This window comes from Proteiniphilum sp. UBA1028 (genome assembly GCF_002316955.1).
In the GTDB taxonomy this organism is placed as follows: Bacteria; Bacteroidota; Bacteroidia; order Bacteroidales; family Dysgonomonadaceae; genus Proteiniphilum.
The window spans coordinates 37,403-51,986 of sequence record NZ_DCEN01000056.1; the positions used below are offsets into that span (position 1 = coordinate 37,403).

General features: G+C 43.4%; 16 protein-coding genes. 4 read left to right on the forward strand and 12 right to left on the reverse strand.

What is annotated here, in order from left to right; translation table 11 throughout:
- The first annotated feature begins 18 nt into the window (after positions 1 to 18).
- The 3 genes from prfA (at position 19) to B3Z75_RS10345 (ending at position 3,446) form a co-directional block, all read left to right on the forward strand.
- Positions 19 to 1,104, forward strand: a complete 1,086-nt coding sequence (gene prfA / locus B3Z75_RS10335) for a peptide chain release factor 1 (protein ID WP_294071250.1) — start codon at positions 19 to 21, stop codon at positions 1,102 to 1,104.
- Between the two features lie 216 nt (positions 1,105 to 1,320).
- Positions 1,321 to 2,160, forward strand: coding sequence for an orotidine-5'-phosphate decarboxylase (gene pyrF, locus B3Z75_RS10340; RefSeq protein ID WP_294071253.1), 840 nt, complete (start codon positions 1,321 to 1,323; stop codon positions 2,158 to 2,160).
- Between the two features lie 65 nt (positions 2,161 to 2,225).
- Entirely contained in the window at positions 2,226 to 3,446 is a 1,221-nt protein-coding gene (locus tag B3Z75_RS10345) for an HD domain-containing protein (RefSeq protein ID WP_294071256.1), read from the forward strand.
- Here the strand turns inward: B3Z75_RS10345 and B3Z75_RS10350 are convergent.
- Positions 3,435 to 3,971: a YbaN family protein gene (locus B3Z75_RS10350; RefSeq protein WP_294071259.1), complete on the reverse strand. Its 537-nt coding sequence runs from the start codon at positions 3,969 to 3,971 to the stop codon at positions 3,435 to 3,437. The genes B3Z75_RS10345 and B3Z75_RS10350 overlap by 12 nt on opposite strands.
- Positions 3,972 to 4,148: 177 nt before the next feature.
- On the opposite strand from B3Z75_RS10350, the gene B3Z75_RS10355 reads away from it, so the two are divergent.
- Positions 4,149 to 4,658 carry a low molecular weight protein-tyrosine-phosphatase gene (locus B3Z75_RS10355; RefSeq protein ID WP_294071262.1) on the forward strand — a complete coding sequence of 170 codons (510 nt, stop codon included), beginning with the start codon at positions 4,149 to 4,151 and terminating at the stop codon, positions 4,656 to 4,658.
- 47 nt (positions 4,659 to 4,705) lie between these two features.
- On the opposite strand, the gene B3Z75_RS10360 is transcribed toward B3Z75_RS10355, so the two are convergent.
- The 11 genes from B3Z75_RS10360 to B3Z75_RS10410 form a co-directional block, all read right to left on the reverse strand.
- The gene (locus B3Z75_RS10360) at positions 4,706 to 5,113 is read right to left on the reverse strand and encodes a DUF4332 domain-containing protein (RefSeq protein ID WP_294071264.1); all 408 of its coding nucleotides are present in this window, start codon (positions 5,111 to 5,113) and stop codon (positions 4,706 to 4,708) included.
- Between the two features lie 207 nt (positions 5,114 to 5,320).
- Positions 5,321 to 6,256 carry a ribose-phosphate pyrophosphokinase gene (locus B3Z75_RS10365; RefSeq protein WP_294071267.1) on the reverse strand — a complete coding sequence of 312 codons (936 nt, stop codon included), beginning with the start codon at positions 6,254 to 6,256 and terminating at the stop codon, positions 5,321 to 5,323.
- Positions 6,257 to 6,378: 122 nt separating this feature from the next.
- Positions 6,379 to 8,073: an alpha-amylase family protein gene (locus B3Z75_RS10370; RefSeq protein WP_294071270.1), complete on the reverse strand. Its 1,695-nt coding sequence runs from the start codon at positions 8,071 to 8,073 to the stop codon at positions 6,379 to 6,381.
- Between the two features lie 7 nt (positions 8,074 to 8,080).
- Positions 8,081 to 8,947, reverse strand: a complete 867-nt coding sequence (locus B3Z75_RS10375) for a patatin-like phospholipase family protein (RefSeq protein ID WP_294071273.1) — start codon at positions 8,945 to 8,947, stop codon at positions 8,081 to 8,083.
- Between the two features lie 145 nt (positions 8,948 to 9,092).
- Positions 9,093 to 9,578, reverse strand: coding sequence for a 2-amino-4-hydroxy-6-hydroxymethyldihydropteridine diphosphokinase (folK, locus tag B3Z75_RS10380; RefSeq protein ID WP_294071276.1), 486 nt, complete (start codon positions 9,576 to 9,578; stop codon positions 9,093 to 9,095).
- 6 nt (positions 9,579 to 9,584) lie between these two features.
- Positions 9,585 to 10,637 (reverse strand): tRNA preQ1(34) S-adenosylmethionine ribosyltransferase-isomerase QueA, encoded by a 1,053-nt coding sequence (gene queA, locus B3Z75_RS10385; protein WP_294071279.1) that lies wholly within the window; start codon positions 10,635 to 10,637, stop codon positions 9,585 to 9,587.
- Positions 10,634 to 11,329 (reverse strand): tRNA pseudouridine(55) synthase TruB, encoded by a 696-nt coding sequence (gene truB, locus B3Z75_RS10390; RefSeq protein WP_294071282.1) that lies wholly within the window; start codon positions 11,327 to 11,329, stop codon positions 10,634 to 10,636. The genes queA and truB overlap by 4 nt, the downstream gene beginning before the upstream one ends.
- 3 nt (positions 11,330 to 11,332) lie before the next feature.
- Positions 11,333 to 12,214, reverse strand: coding sequence for an undecaprenyl-diphosphate phosphatase (locus tag B3Z75_RS10395; protein ID WP_294071285.1), 882 nt, complete (start codon positions 12,212 to 12,214; stop codon positions 11,333 to 11,335).
- A 33-nt stretch (positions 12,215 to 12,247) separates the two neighbouring features.
- Positions 12,248 to 12,496, reverse strand: coding sequence for a DUF3098 domain-containing protein (locus tag B3Z75_RS10400; protein WP_294071288.1), 249 nt, complete (start codon positions 12,494 to 12,496; stop codon positions 12,248 to 12,250).
- 14 nt (positions 12,497 to 12,510) lie between these two features.
- Positions 12,511 to 13,389, reverse strand: coding sequence for a cell division protein FtsX (locus B3Z75_RS10405; protein ID WP_294071291.1), 879 nt, complete (start codon positions 13,387 to 13,389; stop codon positions 12,511 to 12,513).
- A 128-nt stretch (positions 13,390 to 13,517) separates the two neighbouring features.
- Positions 13,518 to 14,564, reverse strand: a complete 1,047-nt coding sequence (locus tag B3Z75_RS10410; protein ID WP_294071294.1) for a TerC family protein — start codon at positions 14,562 to 14,564, stop codon at positions 13,518 to 13,520.
- Positions 14,565 to 14,584: the final 20 nt, after the last annotated feature.

A 14,584-nucleotide genomic window follows, 5' to 3' on the forward strand; every position in this document is an offset into this window, starting at 1 on the left:
AAGCTTCAGATTCAATCTATGTCAGACAACTCACTTTTGGATAAATTACAACATCTTGTCACCCGCTTCGAGGAAGTAGCCACACTGATTGCCGATCCGGCCGTGATATCGGACATGGATCGTTACGTAAAACTGAACAAAGAGTACAGTGAACTACAAAAGATTGCAGCTGTGCGCAATCGGTACAAAAGTGCACTTGACAGTATTGCAGAAGCTAGATATATACTTGATAACGAATCCGATACAGATCTCCGCCAGCTAGCCAACGAGGAACTTGCATTGAACACCGCTTCGTTGCCCCAACTGGAAGAGCAGATTAAGTTGTTACTCATTCCCGCCGATCCTGAGGATGCGAAAAACGTGATTATGGAAATCCGGGGGGGGACCGGAGGCGATGAAGCAGCCATTTTTGCCGGCGATCTTTACAAGATGTATACCCGCTACTGCGAAAGTAAAGGCTGGAAAACGGAACTGGTCAGTTTTACCGAAGGGACTTCCGGTGGCTATAAGGAAATTATATTTACAATTACAGGCAGCGATGTATACGGTACGTTAAAATATGAGTCGGGTGTACATCGCGTGCAACGGGTGCCACAGACAGAAACACAGGGAAGAGTGCATACTTCGGCTTCAACGGTGGCCGTACTGCCTGAAGCGGAAGAGTTTGATGTGGAACTCAATCCGGCCGATATCGATTTCCATACAGCACGTTCCAGTGGTGCCGGGGGACAGAATGTGAACAAAGTGGAAACAAAGGTGCAGCTGACGCACAAACCCACCGGCATAGTAGTTGTATGTCAGCAGGCCCGCTCGCAATTACAAAATAGGGAGCTGGCGATGCAAATGCTACGCACAAAACTATACGACATGGAGCTTTCCAAACGGCAGGGCGACATCGCATCCCGAAGGAAGACCATGGTGTCCACAGGAGATCGGTCCGCCAAAATCCGCACTTACAATTATCCACAGGGACGCATCACTGATCATCGCATCAACTACACCATCTACAATCTTGCAGCTTTTATGGATGGCGACATCCAGGCTGTGATTGATCAGCTGATGGTGAGTGAAAACGCGGAAAGAATGAAGGAAGCCGATTTATAATTCCTTTAAGTTTTCAACAACATGATATCACCCATCGCCCCATGGCATTTTTCAATACCTCGTCGGCAAGTACAACCGATCTGATTTATCTGTTTTCTCCAAAAAAAGGAGATAAAATTGTATCGGTATAAAATATTCTGGACGAAAATTCTGACAACTCCGCAATCATTCCCGATGCCTGGCACCTGGAAATAATTGAGGTATCAAACTGAAAATATGACAAAACAACAACTTTTTGAAGAGATACAAAAAAAGCAATCTTTCCTCTGCGTAGGACTCGACAGCGACATTAAAAAAATTCCCGAACATCTGCTCGATGCCGATGACCCGCTCTACACCTTCAACAAAGGCATCATTGATGCTACCGCTCCCTATTGTGTAGCCTACAAACCTAATCTGGCCTTTTATGAAAGCATGGGCTTGAAGGGATGGCTGGCTTTTGAAAAAACAGTGGCTTATATCCGGCAACGCTACCCTCAACATTTTGTTATTGCAGATGCCAAGCGGGGAGATATTGGGAATACCAGCGAGATGTACGCCCGTTCCTTTTTCGACCAAATGAAGCTGGATGCTGTTACTGTGGCACCCTACATGGGCGAGGACAGCGTGAAGCCCTTCTTGCTTTATCCACAGCGGTGGGTGATTCTGCTGGCACTTACCAGCAACAAGGGATCATATGACTTTCAGCTGACGGCCGACGATAAGGGAGAACGCCTTTTTGAGAAGGTGTTGCGGGTTTCCCGTGAATGGGCTACCGACGAGCAAATGATGTACGTGGTGGGCGCTACGCAAGGCAAACTGTTTGAAGAGGTGCGAAGGATCGTGCCCGGTCATTTTCTCCTGGTACCCGGTGTGGGTGCGCAGGGAGGATCTCTTGAAGAAGTATGCCATTATGGGATGAATAAGGAATGTGGACTGCTGGTGAATTCATCACGGGGGGTCATTTATGCTGACTCCGGAGAGAACTACGCCATCGCCGCCGGGGAAGAAGCGCGCAAGCTTCAACAGGAAATGAAAGAGATGCTTGATAAATATTTGAAGTTCACCGACTCATGACGCCAAAACACAAACTAATGCAGGCAAATATCCTGTTCCAGAAGGACTGAGCGTCGACTACCATAATGATGAGACGAAAAATAATCAATGATCCGGTATTCGGGTTTATCGGTATACCCAACGAATTTGTATATGAGGTGATACAGCACCCCTTTCTACAACGGCTGAACCGTATCAAACAGCTGGGATTGGCTTCTTTTGTCTACCCGGGAGCCCAGCACACGCGTTTTCATCACTCCATAGGGGCTATGTTTCTGATGGACGAGGCACTTAAAACGCTGAAAGAAAAAGGACAACCTATTGCCGAGTCCGAATATAATGGAGCCTTGGCTGCCATTCTGATGCACGACACCGGACACGGTCCTTTCTCCCATGTTCTGGAACATACATTGGTGACACACATCAATCATGAAACCATTTCGTTGTTGCTGATGCAGCAGATGAACAACGAATGGAAAGGAGAGCTGCAGGCAGCCATTGATATTTTTACCGACAATTATCCCAAACGGTTTCTTCATCAACTTGTGAGTGGACAATTGGATGTGGACAGGCTCGATTACCTACGGCGCGACAGTTTTTTCACAGGTGTAAGCGAGGGTAATATTGGATCGGCACGGATCATCAAGATGCTGGAAGTGAAGGACGACAAGTTGGTGGTAGAATCGAAAGGAATTTATTCCATCGAAAACTTTCTCATGTCAAGGAGGCTGATGTACTGGCAGGTCTATCTGCATAAAACAGCTTTGGCAGCAGAGAAGATGATGATAAATACACTTCATCGTGCCCGGGAACTATCCCTGAACGGTGAGAAGCTGTTCGCCTCGCCTGCCCTCTCCTTTTTCTTAAGGAACGAGACCACGATGGCCGACTTCACCGGTAACGGAGAAGCAATGCGTCACTTTATAAGTCTGGATGACAATGATATATGGACTTCGCTAAAGGTGTGGTCCACTCACGATGACAAGGTGTTGTCTGTGTTGAGCGATGCAATGGTAAACCGGAAGCTATTCAAAATTGAAATTACTGAACAACGTACCTCGGAAGAAAAATATACAGCATTGCTGGATGGATACAGAAAGAAATACCGGCTGAGTCCCCACGAAGCTGCCTATTTTCTTTCGTCGGATATTGTGACGACCGATATGTACAGTGAAAAAGATGACAGCATCGATATCCTTTACAAAGACGGTACGGTAAAAGATATTTCCAAAGCATCTGATATGCTGAATATTGAGTTATTATCGAAGAAGGTCGTGAAATATTATTTTGCCTACCTACGCGGGTAATTCCCCCTCTTCGGGCGACGAAACCGCGTCAACAGGTACAGCCGTGTCGCTCTTTGCCGTAGGCACAAAAAACCATACTACCACTGCACCGATTATTCCGAGAGCAAGGATTACCATTCTTATGGATATATTTTGGATGACAACGAACGAGGAGAAAAGCACCATGGTCGTCATAAAAGCAATTACCCCGATCTTTCCTTTGCGTGTTACGCCTTTCCGCCTTTGGTAATTCCTGATCCGGGGACCAAGTAACTTACTGTTCAATAGCCAATTATAGAGCCTGCTTGAACTTCTCGCGTATAGCACGGCCGATAAAAGGGCAAGGGGGGTGACCGGAAGGCCGGGAACAACAATGCCGAGGATGGCAAGCGCCAGGGATATTGTGCCTCCGATAAAATAAAACGCGCGCGCAATCTTGTTCTTTTTAATTTTCAGTTTGCTCTTTTCGTCGTGCAATATTATGGCCGTAACCTCCCGGACCACTGTACCTCTTTTAATTTGTTGATATTTGTCTATTTCTGTCATTCTATTTAGTACCAATACACTGAAGCCTGCAAAGGTAACGAAATAATCAGAAAATACAAATGCTACACTACCCGGGTGCCTCATTATGAATAATCTATTCCATATTTTTTGGACTTAGGGAGAAATCTATTATCTTTGCAGAAATTGTTAAGGTTATAAAAAAACTGTTTGAAAAAGATGGAGTCCACACAAGAAAAGAAAAAGAAAATCCGCCTGCTTTTTGTCTGTCTTGGAAATATATGCCGTTCACCGGCTGCAGAGGGTATTATGAAAAGTATTGTGGAAAAAAATGATCTTCAGGATGTCATAGAAGTGGACTCCGCCGGCACATCGGGCTGGCACGAAGGAGAGTTGCCGGATGAAAGAATGCGCGCTCACGGGGAGAAAAGAAAATATGACTTCTGTAGTCATTCCCGTAAATTTAGAAAAAGCGATTTTGACGATTTCGATTATATCGTCGTAATGGATCAAAACAATTATAACAGTGTGAAAACACTCGCTGACAAACCCGAACAGGTGGAAAAAATTCACCTGATAACACAATTCTCGTTGCAGTATGGGTATTACAACGAAATACCCGATCCTTATTACGGCAATTCATCGGATTTTGAGCTGGTGCTCGATTTGCTGGAAGATGCATGCAAAGGACTACTACAGAGAATAATCAAAGATTATTCTCTGATATAACCCACACAGTTGTTGTTTTTTCGGCCGTGTGAGTTTCACTACCTTTTTTAATACGTCATCCGCGCTTCTGCCCTGCCAGCATTCTCAATCATGGACACAAGCTGATTAAGTGATGGCAGGCGACGGACCAGTTTCTTGTTTTCGTTCACCTCCTGCATTTTTGCATAAAGATTTTCGGCATTTCGGGTCCGAAGTTCTTTTACAGTATCCACACCAACCTCTTCAAGCAGTTCGGCAAACTGAGGACCAATTCCATCAATGCGAAACAAGTCGGCATGATTTGTCCACTTCAGAATCAATTTCTCATCTATACCGGTCTCTTTAGCCAAAGCCGTGCGACCGGTTTTGCTGCTGCATTTCTCAAGCAGTATATCGGCATTTGTAATGCCCGCTTCTTTTAAAATTTTTCCGTACACGGGCCCGATGCCTTCAATTTCTTCAATTTTGTAAATCATGACATTTTTTTTGGTGAAATCATATTGAACATAAACAATCAAATGTACTAAAACCGTTGGTTGCGTAGTCTTTCTTTTCCATAAATTATATCAATGTGTAGAAAAAATCCCTGTTTGCCATGCTGTGTCAATCTAATTGAAGGGATAAAACAACTGACAGAGGAGGTAAACAGGGATCTTCGGGTGCTGCCGCACGCTACAGAGTTGTTATACTACGTATAACGAGCTGATTGACTCGTTGTTGCATACTCTCATGATGGAGTCGGCAAACATGTCTGCTACGGAAAGGATCTTCACTTTTTCCGATCTTTTCGAATAAGGGATGCTATCCGTAAAAATAATTTCTTTCAGATTCGATTGGTCCACTCTTTCTGAAGCCGGATCAGACATCACGGCATGGCTTGCAATGGCTCTCACTGAATTAGCGCCATTCTCCATAATCAGGTTGGCAGCCTTGGTGATGGTGCCGGCTGTATCCACAATATCGTCGATTAGCAACACATCCATTCCCCTCACATCACCAATGATTTGCATATCCGATATTTCGTTCGCTTTTTTGCGGAGCTTGTAACAGATCACCATGGGACAACCCAAAAATTTTGAGTAAGCGCTGGCGCGTTTCGTACCTCCCACGTCGGGCGTGGCAATCACCATGTTGCTCAAATCAAGCTGCTTCATGTACTCAACAAATACCCCCGACGCATAAAGATGGTCTACGGGGACGTTGAAGAAGCCTTGAATTTGGTCGGCATGCAGATCCATGGTTATTAACCGGTTGATTCCGGCAGCTGCCAGCATATCGGCAATTAGCTTTGCGCCGATACTCACGCGTGGTTTATCTTTTCTGTCTTGTCGTGCCCATCCAAAATAGGGTATGACAGCCACGATTGATTTTGCTGAGGCACGTTTTGCCGCATCAATCATCAGCAACAACTCCATCAGGTTATCGGAATTGGGAAAAGTGGATTGAATAAGAAATACCTGTTTGCCACGAATCGATTCTTCGTAAGAAACGGCAAATTCGCCGTCGGCAAAATGTTCAATAATCATGTTACCCAACGGGCAACCTAGGCTGTTGCATACCTTTTCGGCAAAATAACGTGATTTACTACCCGAAAAGATTTTAAAAGGTCTCTCCTGCATGCTTTTAATTTTGAAAACAATAAAAAGTTTTTTACGAGATTATTCTCTTTGAAATCAATAATTTTGATCGAACGAAAGTTTCTACAAAAATACAAAAACTATACGCAATAAATAGATTTTTCTTAAAAAGAAATGCGATATATTTCTCCAGTGCAGGGTGCAAGTTTTATTCTGAAAGGATATTCGAGAGAAAAAAGAATTTCTCTCTGTTCCTTATGCAGGAGAGGAGTCAAAATACCTTCGCCGGTATCTTCTGCATTGAAAAAAGTGAATGCATGGGTGGGAATATTCACGCTACATTCCTGCATATTTCGATCGAAATTAACAACGACAAGCAACAGTGATTTTTGATTGCCTCTTAAAAAAGCAAACAAACGGGTGGAGTCAAAATCCTGATTTTCATAATTAGCGCTCATCAGATCATAAAAAAGTCCACTTGAAAGAGCTTCTTCCTCGTTGCATAATTTGATCAGACGGCAGTAAAAATCGCGCAATTCCCTCTCCTTTTCGCTCAGCAGATTGTCGTTCCATTTGCCGTAATTATTCCATCGGCGAAGAGTGTCTACTGACCAATAGTCGAAGATGGTTGTACGGCCGTTTTTTCCACTGAAACCCTCCTCATCCATACCTCTTTCCCCAAACTCCTGACCGGCATAAACCATCACAGGGTTCCTGTTGATGCAGCAGGTAACAATCATGGCTGCCTTTCCCTTCTCACCCTCTTTCAGAAAATAATCAGATGCCAGTCGTTGCTCGTCGTGATTCTCCAGGAAGTTGAGCATTTTGTGTTGGATATCACCCACCTTATTCAGCGCGAATGTAATGTCGGAAGAGGGTCGATAACCGCACGCCACATCGCGCAATGTATCGTACAGGCCAACCTTATCGTACAGATAATCAAAGGTGTTGTGTTTTAAAAAATCGCGATATGCAGTCGGATTATATATTTCTGCGAGAAAAATAATTCCGGGAAATCTGGTCTTTATCTGAGGGATTACCCATCTCCAAAAAGCCAGCGGAACCATCTCTGCCATATCACAACGAAAGCCGTCAATCTTTTTTTCTGCCCAAAAGAGAAGAATGTCTCTCATTTTCAACCATGTATCGGGGATAGGGTCAAAATGTACCGCTTTCCCGTTCAGGTAATCCACACCGTAATTAAGCTTCACCGTTTCATACCAATCGTATTGAGTCGGTCTGTGAGTGAAACAGTCATTTCCCGTGGCTTTTGCCGGATATTCTTTATAGGTAAATCTGGTCAGTTTCTCCGGAGAGAGTTGAATCTCCAGCTCTTTTTCCGGGAGATAATAGTAGTTGTTTTTGGGTGAAAAACCGACGAGTGAATTGTCTTTTTCCCCGAAATCAGGAATTCCTTCAGGTTTACAGACCGACCGATAGTTCCGTGCCACATGATTGGGCACATAGTCCATAATCACCTTTAATCCGGCTTTGTGCGTACGATAAACCAAATTCTCAAACTCTAGCATCCTTTGTGGAATGTTCGTTGCCAGATCGGGATCCACATCATAATAATCACGCACAGCGTAGGGTGAACCCGCCTTTCCCTTGATGATTTCCGGATATTCTGCCGGAATGCCGAAACCGGTGTAATCCGTTGCCGAAGCGTGCGCTATAATACCAATGTACCACACATGGGTATATCCGCTCTCTTTTATTTTTTTCAGTACATCCTGGGAAATATCGTCAAATTTTCCACAACCATTTTCTTCGATAGTGCCGCTGTACTTGTTTTCCGTAGCACTATTTCCGAATAATCTGGGTAGTAACTGATATATAAAAAGTTTATTGTAGTGCATACGTTTTTTATGATTTACCTCCTCTGAAACGATCAATCTGAGTACTTATTTTTTTTGTCAGTTGGTAATGTTTGTGGCACTTTTCAACGATCCTCCACGATTCTTTTTCGCTCATTTTCAGGGCAGCATAGTGATACCCGGCTTCCATAATTATCTTCTGATTATTTAGGTCGAACATCGAAAACTTTTCTATTCCCTGCGGTTCGATCAGGACATCGCAGTATGTTTTGTCGAACAGGGTGTTTGAATTGGACATCAGGTTAAACGTCCTCTCCATCATGGTCCTGATATTATTTTTTCCGGCAGGGGGTAACATTAACGATACATTTACACCAATTACATACCTGCATTTCTTTCGGATTACCGAAACAGGGAAATTCTTCAATAGGCCTCCGTCAACATATTGTACGCCGTGGATATGCTGTGGGGAAAAGACAACGGGTACAGAACAGGATGCCACCACGGCATCCACCAGATCGTCGCCATTGGAAAAAACAACGGTAGTTGCTCTGTTCCAGTCGGTAGCTACGGCACAAAATGGCATCTGAAGCTCCTCGAACCGTCTGGCTCTCAGGTTCTTCTTCAGAAAGCTGTGCAATCCTGTGCTCTTCAAAAAACCGGTTTTGGGTATTGTAAGCTCAACAAACTCTCTAAACTCTCTCTTGCGAAAGAGATCGGCAATTTCTTCGGGATGGTACCCGTCAGCATAAAATACTCCGGCAAGTGCCCCTGCGCTGGTCCCGGCAATGATATCGGGCTTTAATTCGCATTTTTCCAACACGCGTAACGCTCCCAGATGGGCAAAACCTTTAGCCCCTCCTCCACTGAGAGCGTAACCCAGAAAATAATCATAATTATTACCAAAGAGAGCCATAATGAGAAATTCTTCTAGACCTTAAGACACAAATATGCAATTTTTTTCTTTATATTTTTCGCTTTCCTGGCCGGGATCATCAATTTTTACAAATATTAATATTTCACAAACGAGTCACTCTTTCCGGCAAGAAAACATACAAAGCCTACTCCACAGACTGCATCCGGTCCAGTTCCTCTTTTAATCGACGAATGGTTTTTCCAAAAATCGGATGAACCATATCGGGGGCTATTTCACACAAAGGTGTTAGTACGAAATCGCGCGTATGAAATGCAGGATGCGGTATGGTGAGTTCGGGTGTGTCAACAATTAAATCGCCCGCCATGATCAGGTCAATATCGATGATTCTGTCAGCATAACAGCCATTTATGCTTTTTTTAGACCTACCCATCTCTATTTCAATGGATTGAGATATTGCGAATAGGGTAAATATGTCAATATTCAGAACTACTTCGCATACACAGTTGACAAAGTTATGCTCTGAATGAAACCCTACGGGTTTAGTTACATAAAAAGCGGATAGGGAAGTTATTCTTCCCACCCGCTCTTCAATCTTATCGAGTGCAATTTCGATGTTTTGCTGTTTATCTCCCAGATTGGAACCCAAGGCCAAAATTACGGAAAGTGCCATAGGGTTTTAATCCACAATCAACATTGCGTCACCGTATGCTCCGAACTGATATTTTTCCTTGATGGCTACTTCATAAGTATCCATGATCGTTTCATAGCCTCCAAATGCACACGCCATCATCAACAGTGTGGAATAGGGTAAATGAAAATTGGTGATCAGGCTGTTCGTGAGTGTAAATTCATAGGGTGGAAAAATAAATTTATTGGTCCATCCCTCCCGGGGCTTTAAATGCCCATCGGTACTCACAGTGGTTTCCACTGCACGAAGGACGGAAGTACCCACAGCACAGATGTTTCGATCTTCGTCTTTGGCTTTGTTCACTTTCTTACACAATTCTGAGGTGATGATCATCTGTTCTGACTCCATCTTATGTTTTGTCAGATCCTCCACATCGATCATACGATAAGCCCCAAGTCCATTATGAAGCGTGAGAAAACCGAATTCGATATCTCTGATTTCCATTCTTTTCATCAACTCGCGACTGAAATGCAAACCTGCTGCAGGGGCGACAACTGCGCCCTCTTTTTGCGCAAAGATATTTTGATATCTGTCCACATCTTCTGGCATTGCTTCGCGTGAAAGATACTCCGGTATGGGTGTTTCACCGATGGCGAACAGTTGCTTTTTGAACTCATCGTAAGGCCCGTCGTACAGGAATCGTAGTGTCCGCCCACGCGACGTGGTATTATCGATAACCTCTGCCACCAACTCTTCATTTTCACCGAAATAGAGCTTATTTCCAATACGGATTTTTCGGGCAGGATTCACCAAAACATCCCATAAATGTTGATCAGGATTGAGCTCTCTCAATAAGAACACTTCTATTTTTGCTCCTGTTTTCTCTTTATTCCCATAAAGTCGTGCGGGAAAAACCTTGGTGTCGTTGAAGATGAAAAAATCTTTCGGTTTGAAGTACTCAAGCAGATCCTTGAACACCTTGTGTTCCAATTCACCGGTTTTTCTGTGTACAACCAGAAGACGTGCTTCATCACGATGTGTAGCAGGGTACTTCGCAATGAGCTCCTCCGGCAAATTAAATTTGAATTGTGAAAGTTTCATATGATTATTGTATTTTCTTCTATAAAATGATCTATCTCGTCCATTTTTAGGCACTTGTCCAATGTAGTCTCTCCCACTCTTGTGCGTGTCAGTCCAGTCAGATGGGCACCCGAATGCAACGCTTCGCCTATATCCCTGGCAAGTGCTCTGATATAAGTACCTTTGCTACACACCACACGAAGGGTAATGTCCGGCAGATCGTAAAAAATTAATTCGATATCATCTATAACCAATAATTTGGGTTTTAGTTCAACATCCTCATTTTTGCGCGCAAATTCATATGCTCTTCTCCCTTCAACCTTCACGGCAGAGAAGAGAGGCGGTACCTGTTCAATTGTACCTCTAAACCTTTGAAGGACCTCATTAACCAACTCTTTGGTGATATGAGAGGTTGGATATTCGGCGTCAATCGCTGTTTCCAGATCAAACGAAGGCGTCGTTGCCCCCAACCGGATCTGCGCGATGTATTCTTTTGTCAGTGCCTGTAACGTTTCTATCTGTTTAGTCTTTTTTCCTGTGCAGATAGTCATCACACCCGTTGCAAGCGGATCGAGCGTACCTGCATGTCCTACCTTCAACTTTTTTATCTTCAGCTTCTGGCATAATTTTGCACGGACAACCCGCACCACCCGGAATGATGTCCAGTGAAGCGGTTTGTCGATATGTATAATTTCTCCTTCTATAAAATCCATTGACTACATGCTTACGTTGGCACCGGAAAGGATGAGGACAAGCAAAACGGAACCTACTATGATCCGATAGATTCCAAACACCCTGAATCCATATCTGGTAAGGAAATCGATAAAAAATTTGATTGCAAAAACAGCCACGATAAACGCCACCATATTCCCGATAAGCAGCAATGTGACATTGTCTTTCAACATCGCGCTACTCACCGGGTCTTTCATCAGTTGAAACAGTTTGTATCCTGCTGCGGCAGCCATGGTCGGCACAGCCAGGAAGAAAGAGAACTCGGCAGCACTCTTCCGAGTAAGCCTGGTTCCCATACCGCCGACAATGGTTGCCATGGAGCGGGAAACACCTGGAATCATTGCGATACATTGGAAAAAGCCGATCTTGAGAGCACGCTGCCAGCTCATCGACTGATCCTGAACCGGCTTATTGAACCATTTATCGACATACAACATAAAGATACCGCCCAGTACCAGCATCACGGCAACCACCGTAACACTTTCGAGCAGCCTATCGATATAATCACCCATCAGCAAACCTATTACTCCTGCAGGTATGACTGCAATAAAAAGTTTCCAGTAAAAATCGAACTTGTATAGAAGTCGTTTCAGAATTATCCACCCTTTTTTACCGGGCGGCACACCATTTAATGCCTGCTTATCGAATACAACAATTTCATTCAGGCGGAAGAAACGATTCCAGTACAGGACCACCACAGACAGGATTGCCCCAAACTGGATGATGACGGTAAAAGCTTTCACAAAAGGAGTACTCTCTATACCCAGTAGTTCCTGGGTGATAATCATGTGGCCGGTGGATGAAACGGGAAGGAACTCTGTAAGCCCCTCTACTACAGCAATAACAATTGCCTCAATGATGTTCATGAAGTTGTTGTTTTGGACAGATGGATGCCAGAATTATTGATTATCACCTTTTGCTCTGACTTTCGAAGGATAGAGAATGCCCACGATCATCAGCACGAATCCGGCAAGACAAACCAAGGGTGCAGCTTTTATCCTTCTGGCACTGAAAATGTCGGGTTCAAATCCATTCTCAAAAGAGCTGGAAGGACCAGTCATCAATAGAAAACCGACAATTATTAAAAGAATAGCAATCCCGCAAATGATCAGATTTGTTGTGCTGAGAGCAAAATTTTTTTGTGACATATCGTATGAATGTTTTATACGTAATAAAGTTGGTCGGTTTGCATTTTTAGATACCTGTTTACCGCAAATGCTGTGGCTGTGGTGGTAATGAATACACCGAGCAAAATGACAACCCCGAATATAATTCCCAGGTCGACAACCGATACGATGGGATGTATCGACACATATTCCCGGTTGAAATAGGCAATCATCAACCAAATGATACCATCTGCGATGATCCCGGCTATAATCCCGGTATAAACATTGTTCACCACAAATGGTTTTCTGATAAAGGCCGATGTAGCACCCACCAGCTTCATAGTGTGAATCAAAAACCTTTTGGAGTAAATGCTTAAACGAATGGTGTTGCGGATAAGCGTAAAGGAGATAAATAACAGGATGGCTGCGAGGATCAGCAACACCGTCATCACTTTGGAAAGATTGTTGTTTATGAGATCAATCGCTTCCTGCTGATAAAGCATGTCGGTTACATTGTGATCCTGTCTGATAACCGTGCTGATCATCCGGATGCTATCGTTATTCGCATACTGGGCATGAAGAAAAATCTCAATGCAGTCCTGTGCGGGATTGTAGCCCAGCAGCTCTTCAGGATCTTCACCCAAATCGCTGATCAGTTGGTCTTTGGCTTCCTGTTTACTGATAAAACGTGACGATTTAACGAAGGGTTGTGCATCGAGATTTTTGCGTATTTCGTTGATCCGGGCATCGCTCACATCGGACGAAAGCATCACATTGAAGCTCATATTTTCCTTCATATAATCCGACAAACCATTTCCCATAAAGAGAATCAGCACAGTCAGTCCCAACAACACCAGAACCAGTGAGATACTGATTGTGGATGTTATTTTTGCATTTAAGAATCTGGCGACGGATACTTTTTTCTTGTTCGACATACGATCTTCGGATAAACGAAAGGCAAAAAATTGAGAAAGCGCACTTACTCCAAAATTAACCGCAAAGTAATAAAAAAACTCGCAGAAAAAGAGACATAAGGGGAAATATTAAGGCAAAAAAACGTAATTTATAGATTCCCTACATTTTCTTCAACAACTTTTTTCTCCAGCAGTTTGCTTCGAATGATGGATGCCACGATGGAAACTGCAATAAGTGTCACAATAATCAGAAGGGATGTGGTTGTGGCAATATAAAATGAAGATCCGTTTTCGTGTGCATAATGATTGATGGTCATCTTACTTCCGATGAAGATGAGTATGGCACTAAGTGCATACTTTAAATAATAGAAATAATCCATCACACCTCTCAGGGCGAAATAAAGAGAACGCAGACCCAAAATGGCAAAAATATTGGATGTATAGACAATGAACATGTTGGTCGATACTGCGAGCACGGCCGGAATAGAATCGATTGCAAAGACGAGATCGGTCATTTCAATAACCAGCAATGCAAGAAAAAAAGGTGTTGCAACCTTCTTCCCGTCGATTCTTTTAAAAAACGTTGGCTCCGACATGTCGTCAGTCATGGGGAAAACCCTGCGAATGAATTTCACAAAAGGGTTTTGATTCATATCTTTGATTTGGCCTTCCTGTTCATTCTCCTTTGTCCGCACTTGGTCCACGACCATCTTTATACCGGTAATTACGAGAAATCCGCCAAAGATATACATGATCCATGCGAATCGTTCGATCAGGGTGATGCCAGCAAAGATGAATATTGCCCGAAAGATCAACGCGCCCAAAATACCCCAGAAGAGTACGTCGTGCTGATATCTGGGATGAATTTTAAAGGATGAGAAAATAAGGATGAAGACAAAAAGATTATCAATACTCAATGATTTCTCAATGACGTACGCTGTGAAAAATTCCAGGGCAGGCTCTTTCCCAAATACAAAATAGATGAAGACGTTGAAAAAAAGTGCCAGAGAGATCCAGAATAGACTCAGCCACAAGGCTTTTTTCACATTTACTACTTCTCCCTTTTTGTGGAAAACGAACATGTCGAGTGCCAGCAGGACAATGATGAGGATGATAAACCCTATCCAAAATGCAGAATCAATGACCATCTGTGAGGCATGATTATGCGAAAGTAAATTAAGTAATGAAACGAACATATTAATATTTAACCTAAAAC

Excerpts from the sequence above, each read along its gene's own strand:
- truB (WP_294071282.1), bottom strand. The coding sequence starts at position 11,329 with ATGGATTTTATAGAAGGAGAAATTATACATATCGACAAACCGCTTCAC.
- B3Z75_RS10345 (WP_294071256.1), top strand. The coding sequence starts at position 2,226 with ATGATGAGACGAAAAATAATCAATGATCCGGTATTCGGGTTTATCGGT.
- B3Z75_RS10400 (WP_294071288.1), bottom strand. The coding sequence starts at position 12,496 with ATGTCACAAAAAAATTTTGCTCTCAGCACAACAAATCTGATCATTTGC.
- B3Z75_RS10360 (WP_294071264.1), bottom strand. The coding sequence starts at position 5,113 with ATGATTTACAAAATTGAAGAAATTGAAGGCATCGGGCCCGTGTACGGA.
- pyrF (WP_294071253.1), top strand. The coding sequence starts at position 1,321 with ATGACAAAACAACAACTTTTTGAAGAGATACAAAAAAAGCAATCTTTC.
- B3Z75_RS10365 (WP_294071267.1), bottom strand. The coding sequence starts at position 6,256 with ATGCAGGAGAGACCTTTTAAAATCTTTTCGGGTAGTAAATCACGTTAT.
- B3Z75_RS10375 (WP_294071273.1), bottom strand. The coding sequence starts at position 8,947 with ATGGCTCTCTTTGGTAATAATTATGATTATTTTCTGGGTTACGCTCTC.
- B3Z75_RS10350 (WP_294071259.1), bottom strand. The coding sequence starts at position 3,971 with ATGACAGAAATAGACAAATATCAACAAATTAAAAGAGGTACAGTGGTC.
- prfA (WP_294071250.1), top strand. The coding sequence starts at position 19 with ATGTCAGACAACTCACTTTTGGATAAATTACAACATCTTGTCACCCGC.
- B3Z75_RS10395 (WP_294071285.1), bottom strand. The coding sequence starts at position 12,214 with ATGAACATCATTGAGGCAATTGTTATTGCTGTAGTAGAGGGGCTTACA.
- B3Z75_RS10405 (WP_294071291.1), bottom strand. The coding sequence starts at position 13,389 with ATGTCGAACAAGAAAAAAGTATCCGTCGCCAGATTCTTAAATGCAAAA.
- queA (WP_294071279.1), bottom strand. The coding sequence starts at position 10,637 with ATGAAACTTTCACAATTCAAATTTAATTTGCCGGAGGAGCTCATTGCG.
- B3Z75_RS10370 (WP_294071270.1), bottom strand. The coding sequence starts at position 8,073 with ATGCACTACAATAAACTTTTTATATATCAGTTACTACCCAGATTATTC.
- folK (WP_294071276.1), bottom strand. The coding sequence starts at position 9,578 with ATGGCACTTTCCGTAATTTTGGCCTTGGGTTCCAATCTGGGAGATAAA.
- B3Z75_RS10355 (WP_294071262.1), top strand. The coding sequence starts at position 4,149 with ATGGAGTCCACACAAGAAAAGAAAAAGAAAATCCGCCTGCTTTTTGTC.
- B3Z75_RS10410 (WP_294071294.1), bottom strand. The coding sequence starts at position 14,564 with ATGTTCGTTTCATTACTTAATTTACTTTCGCATAATCATGCCTCACAG.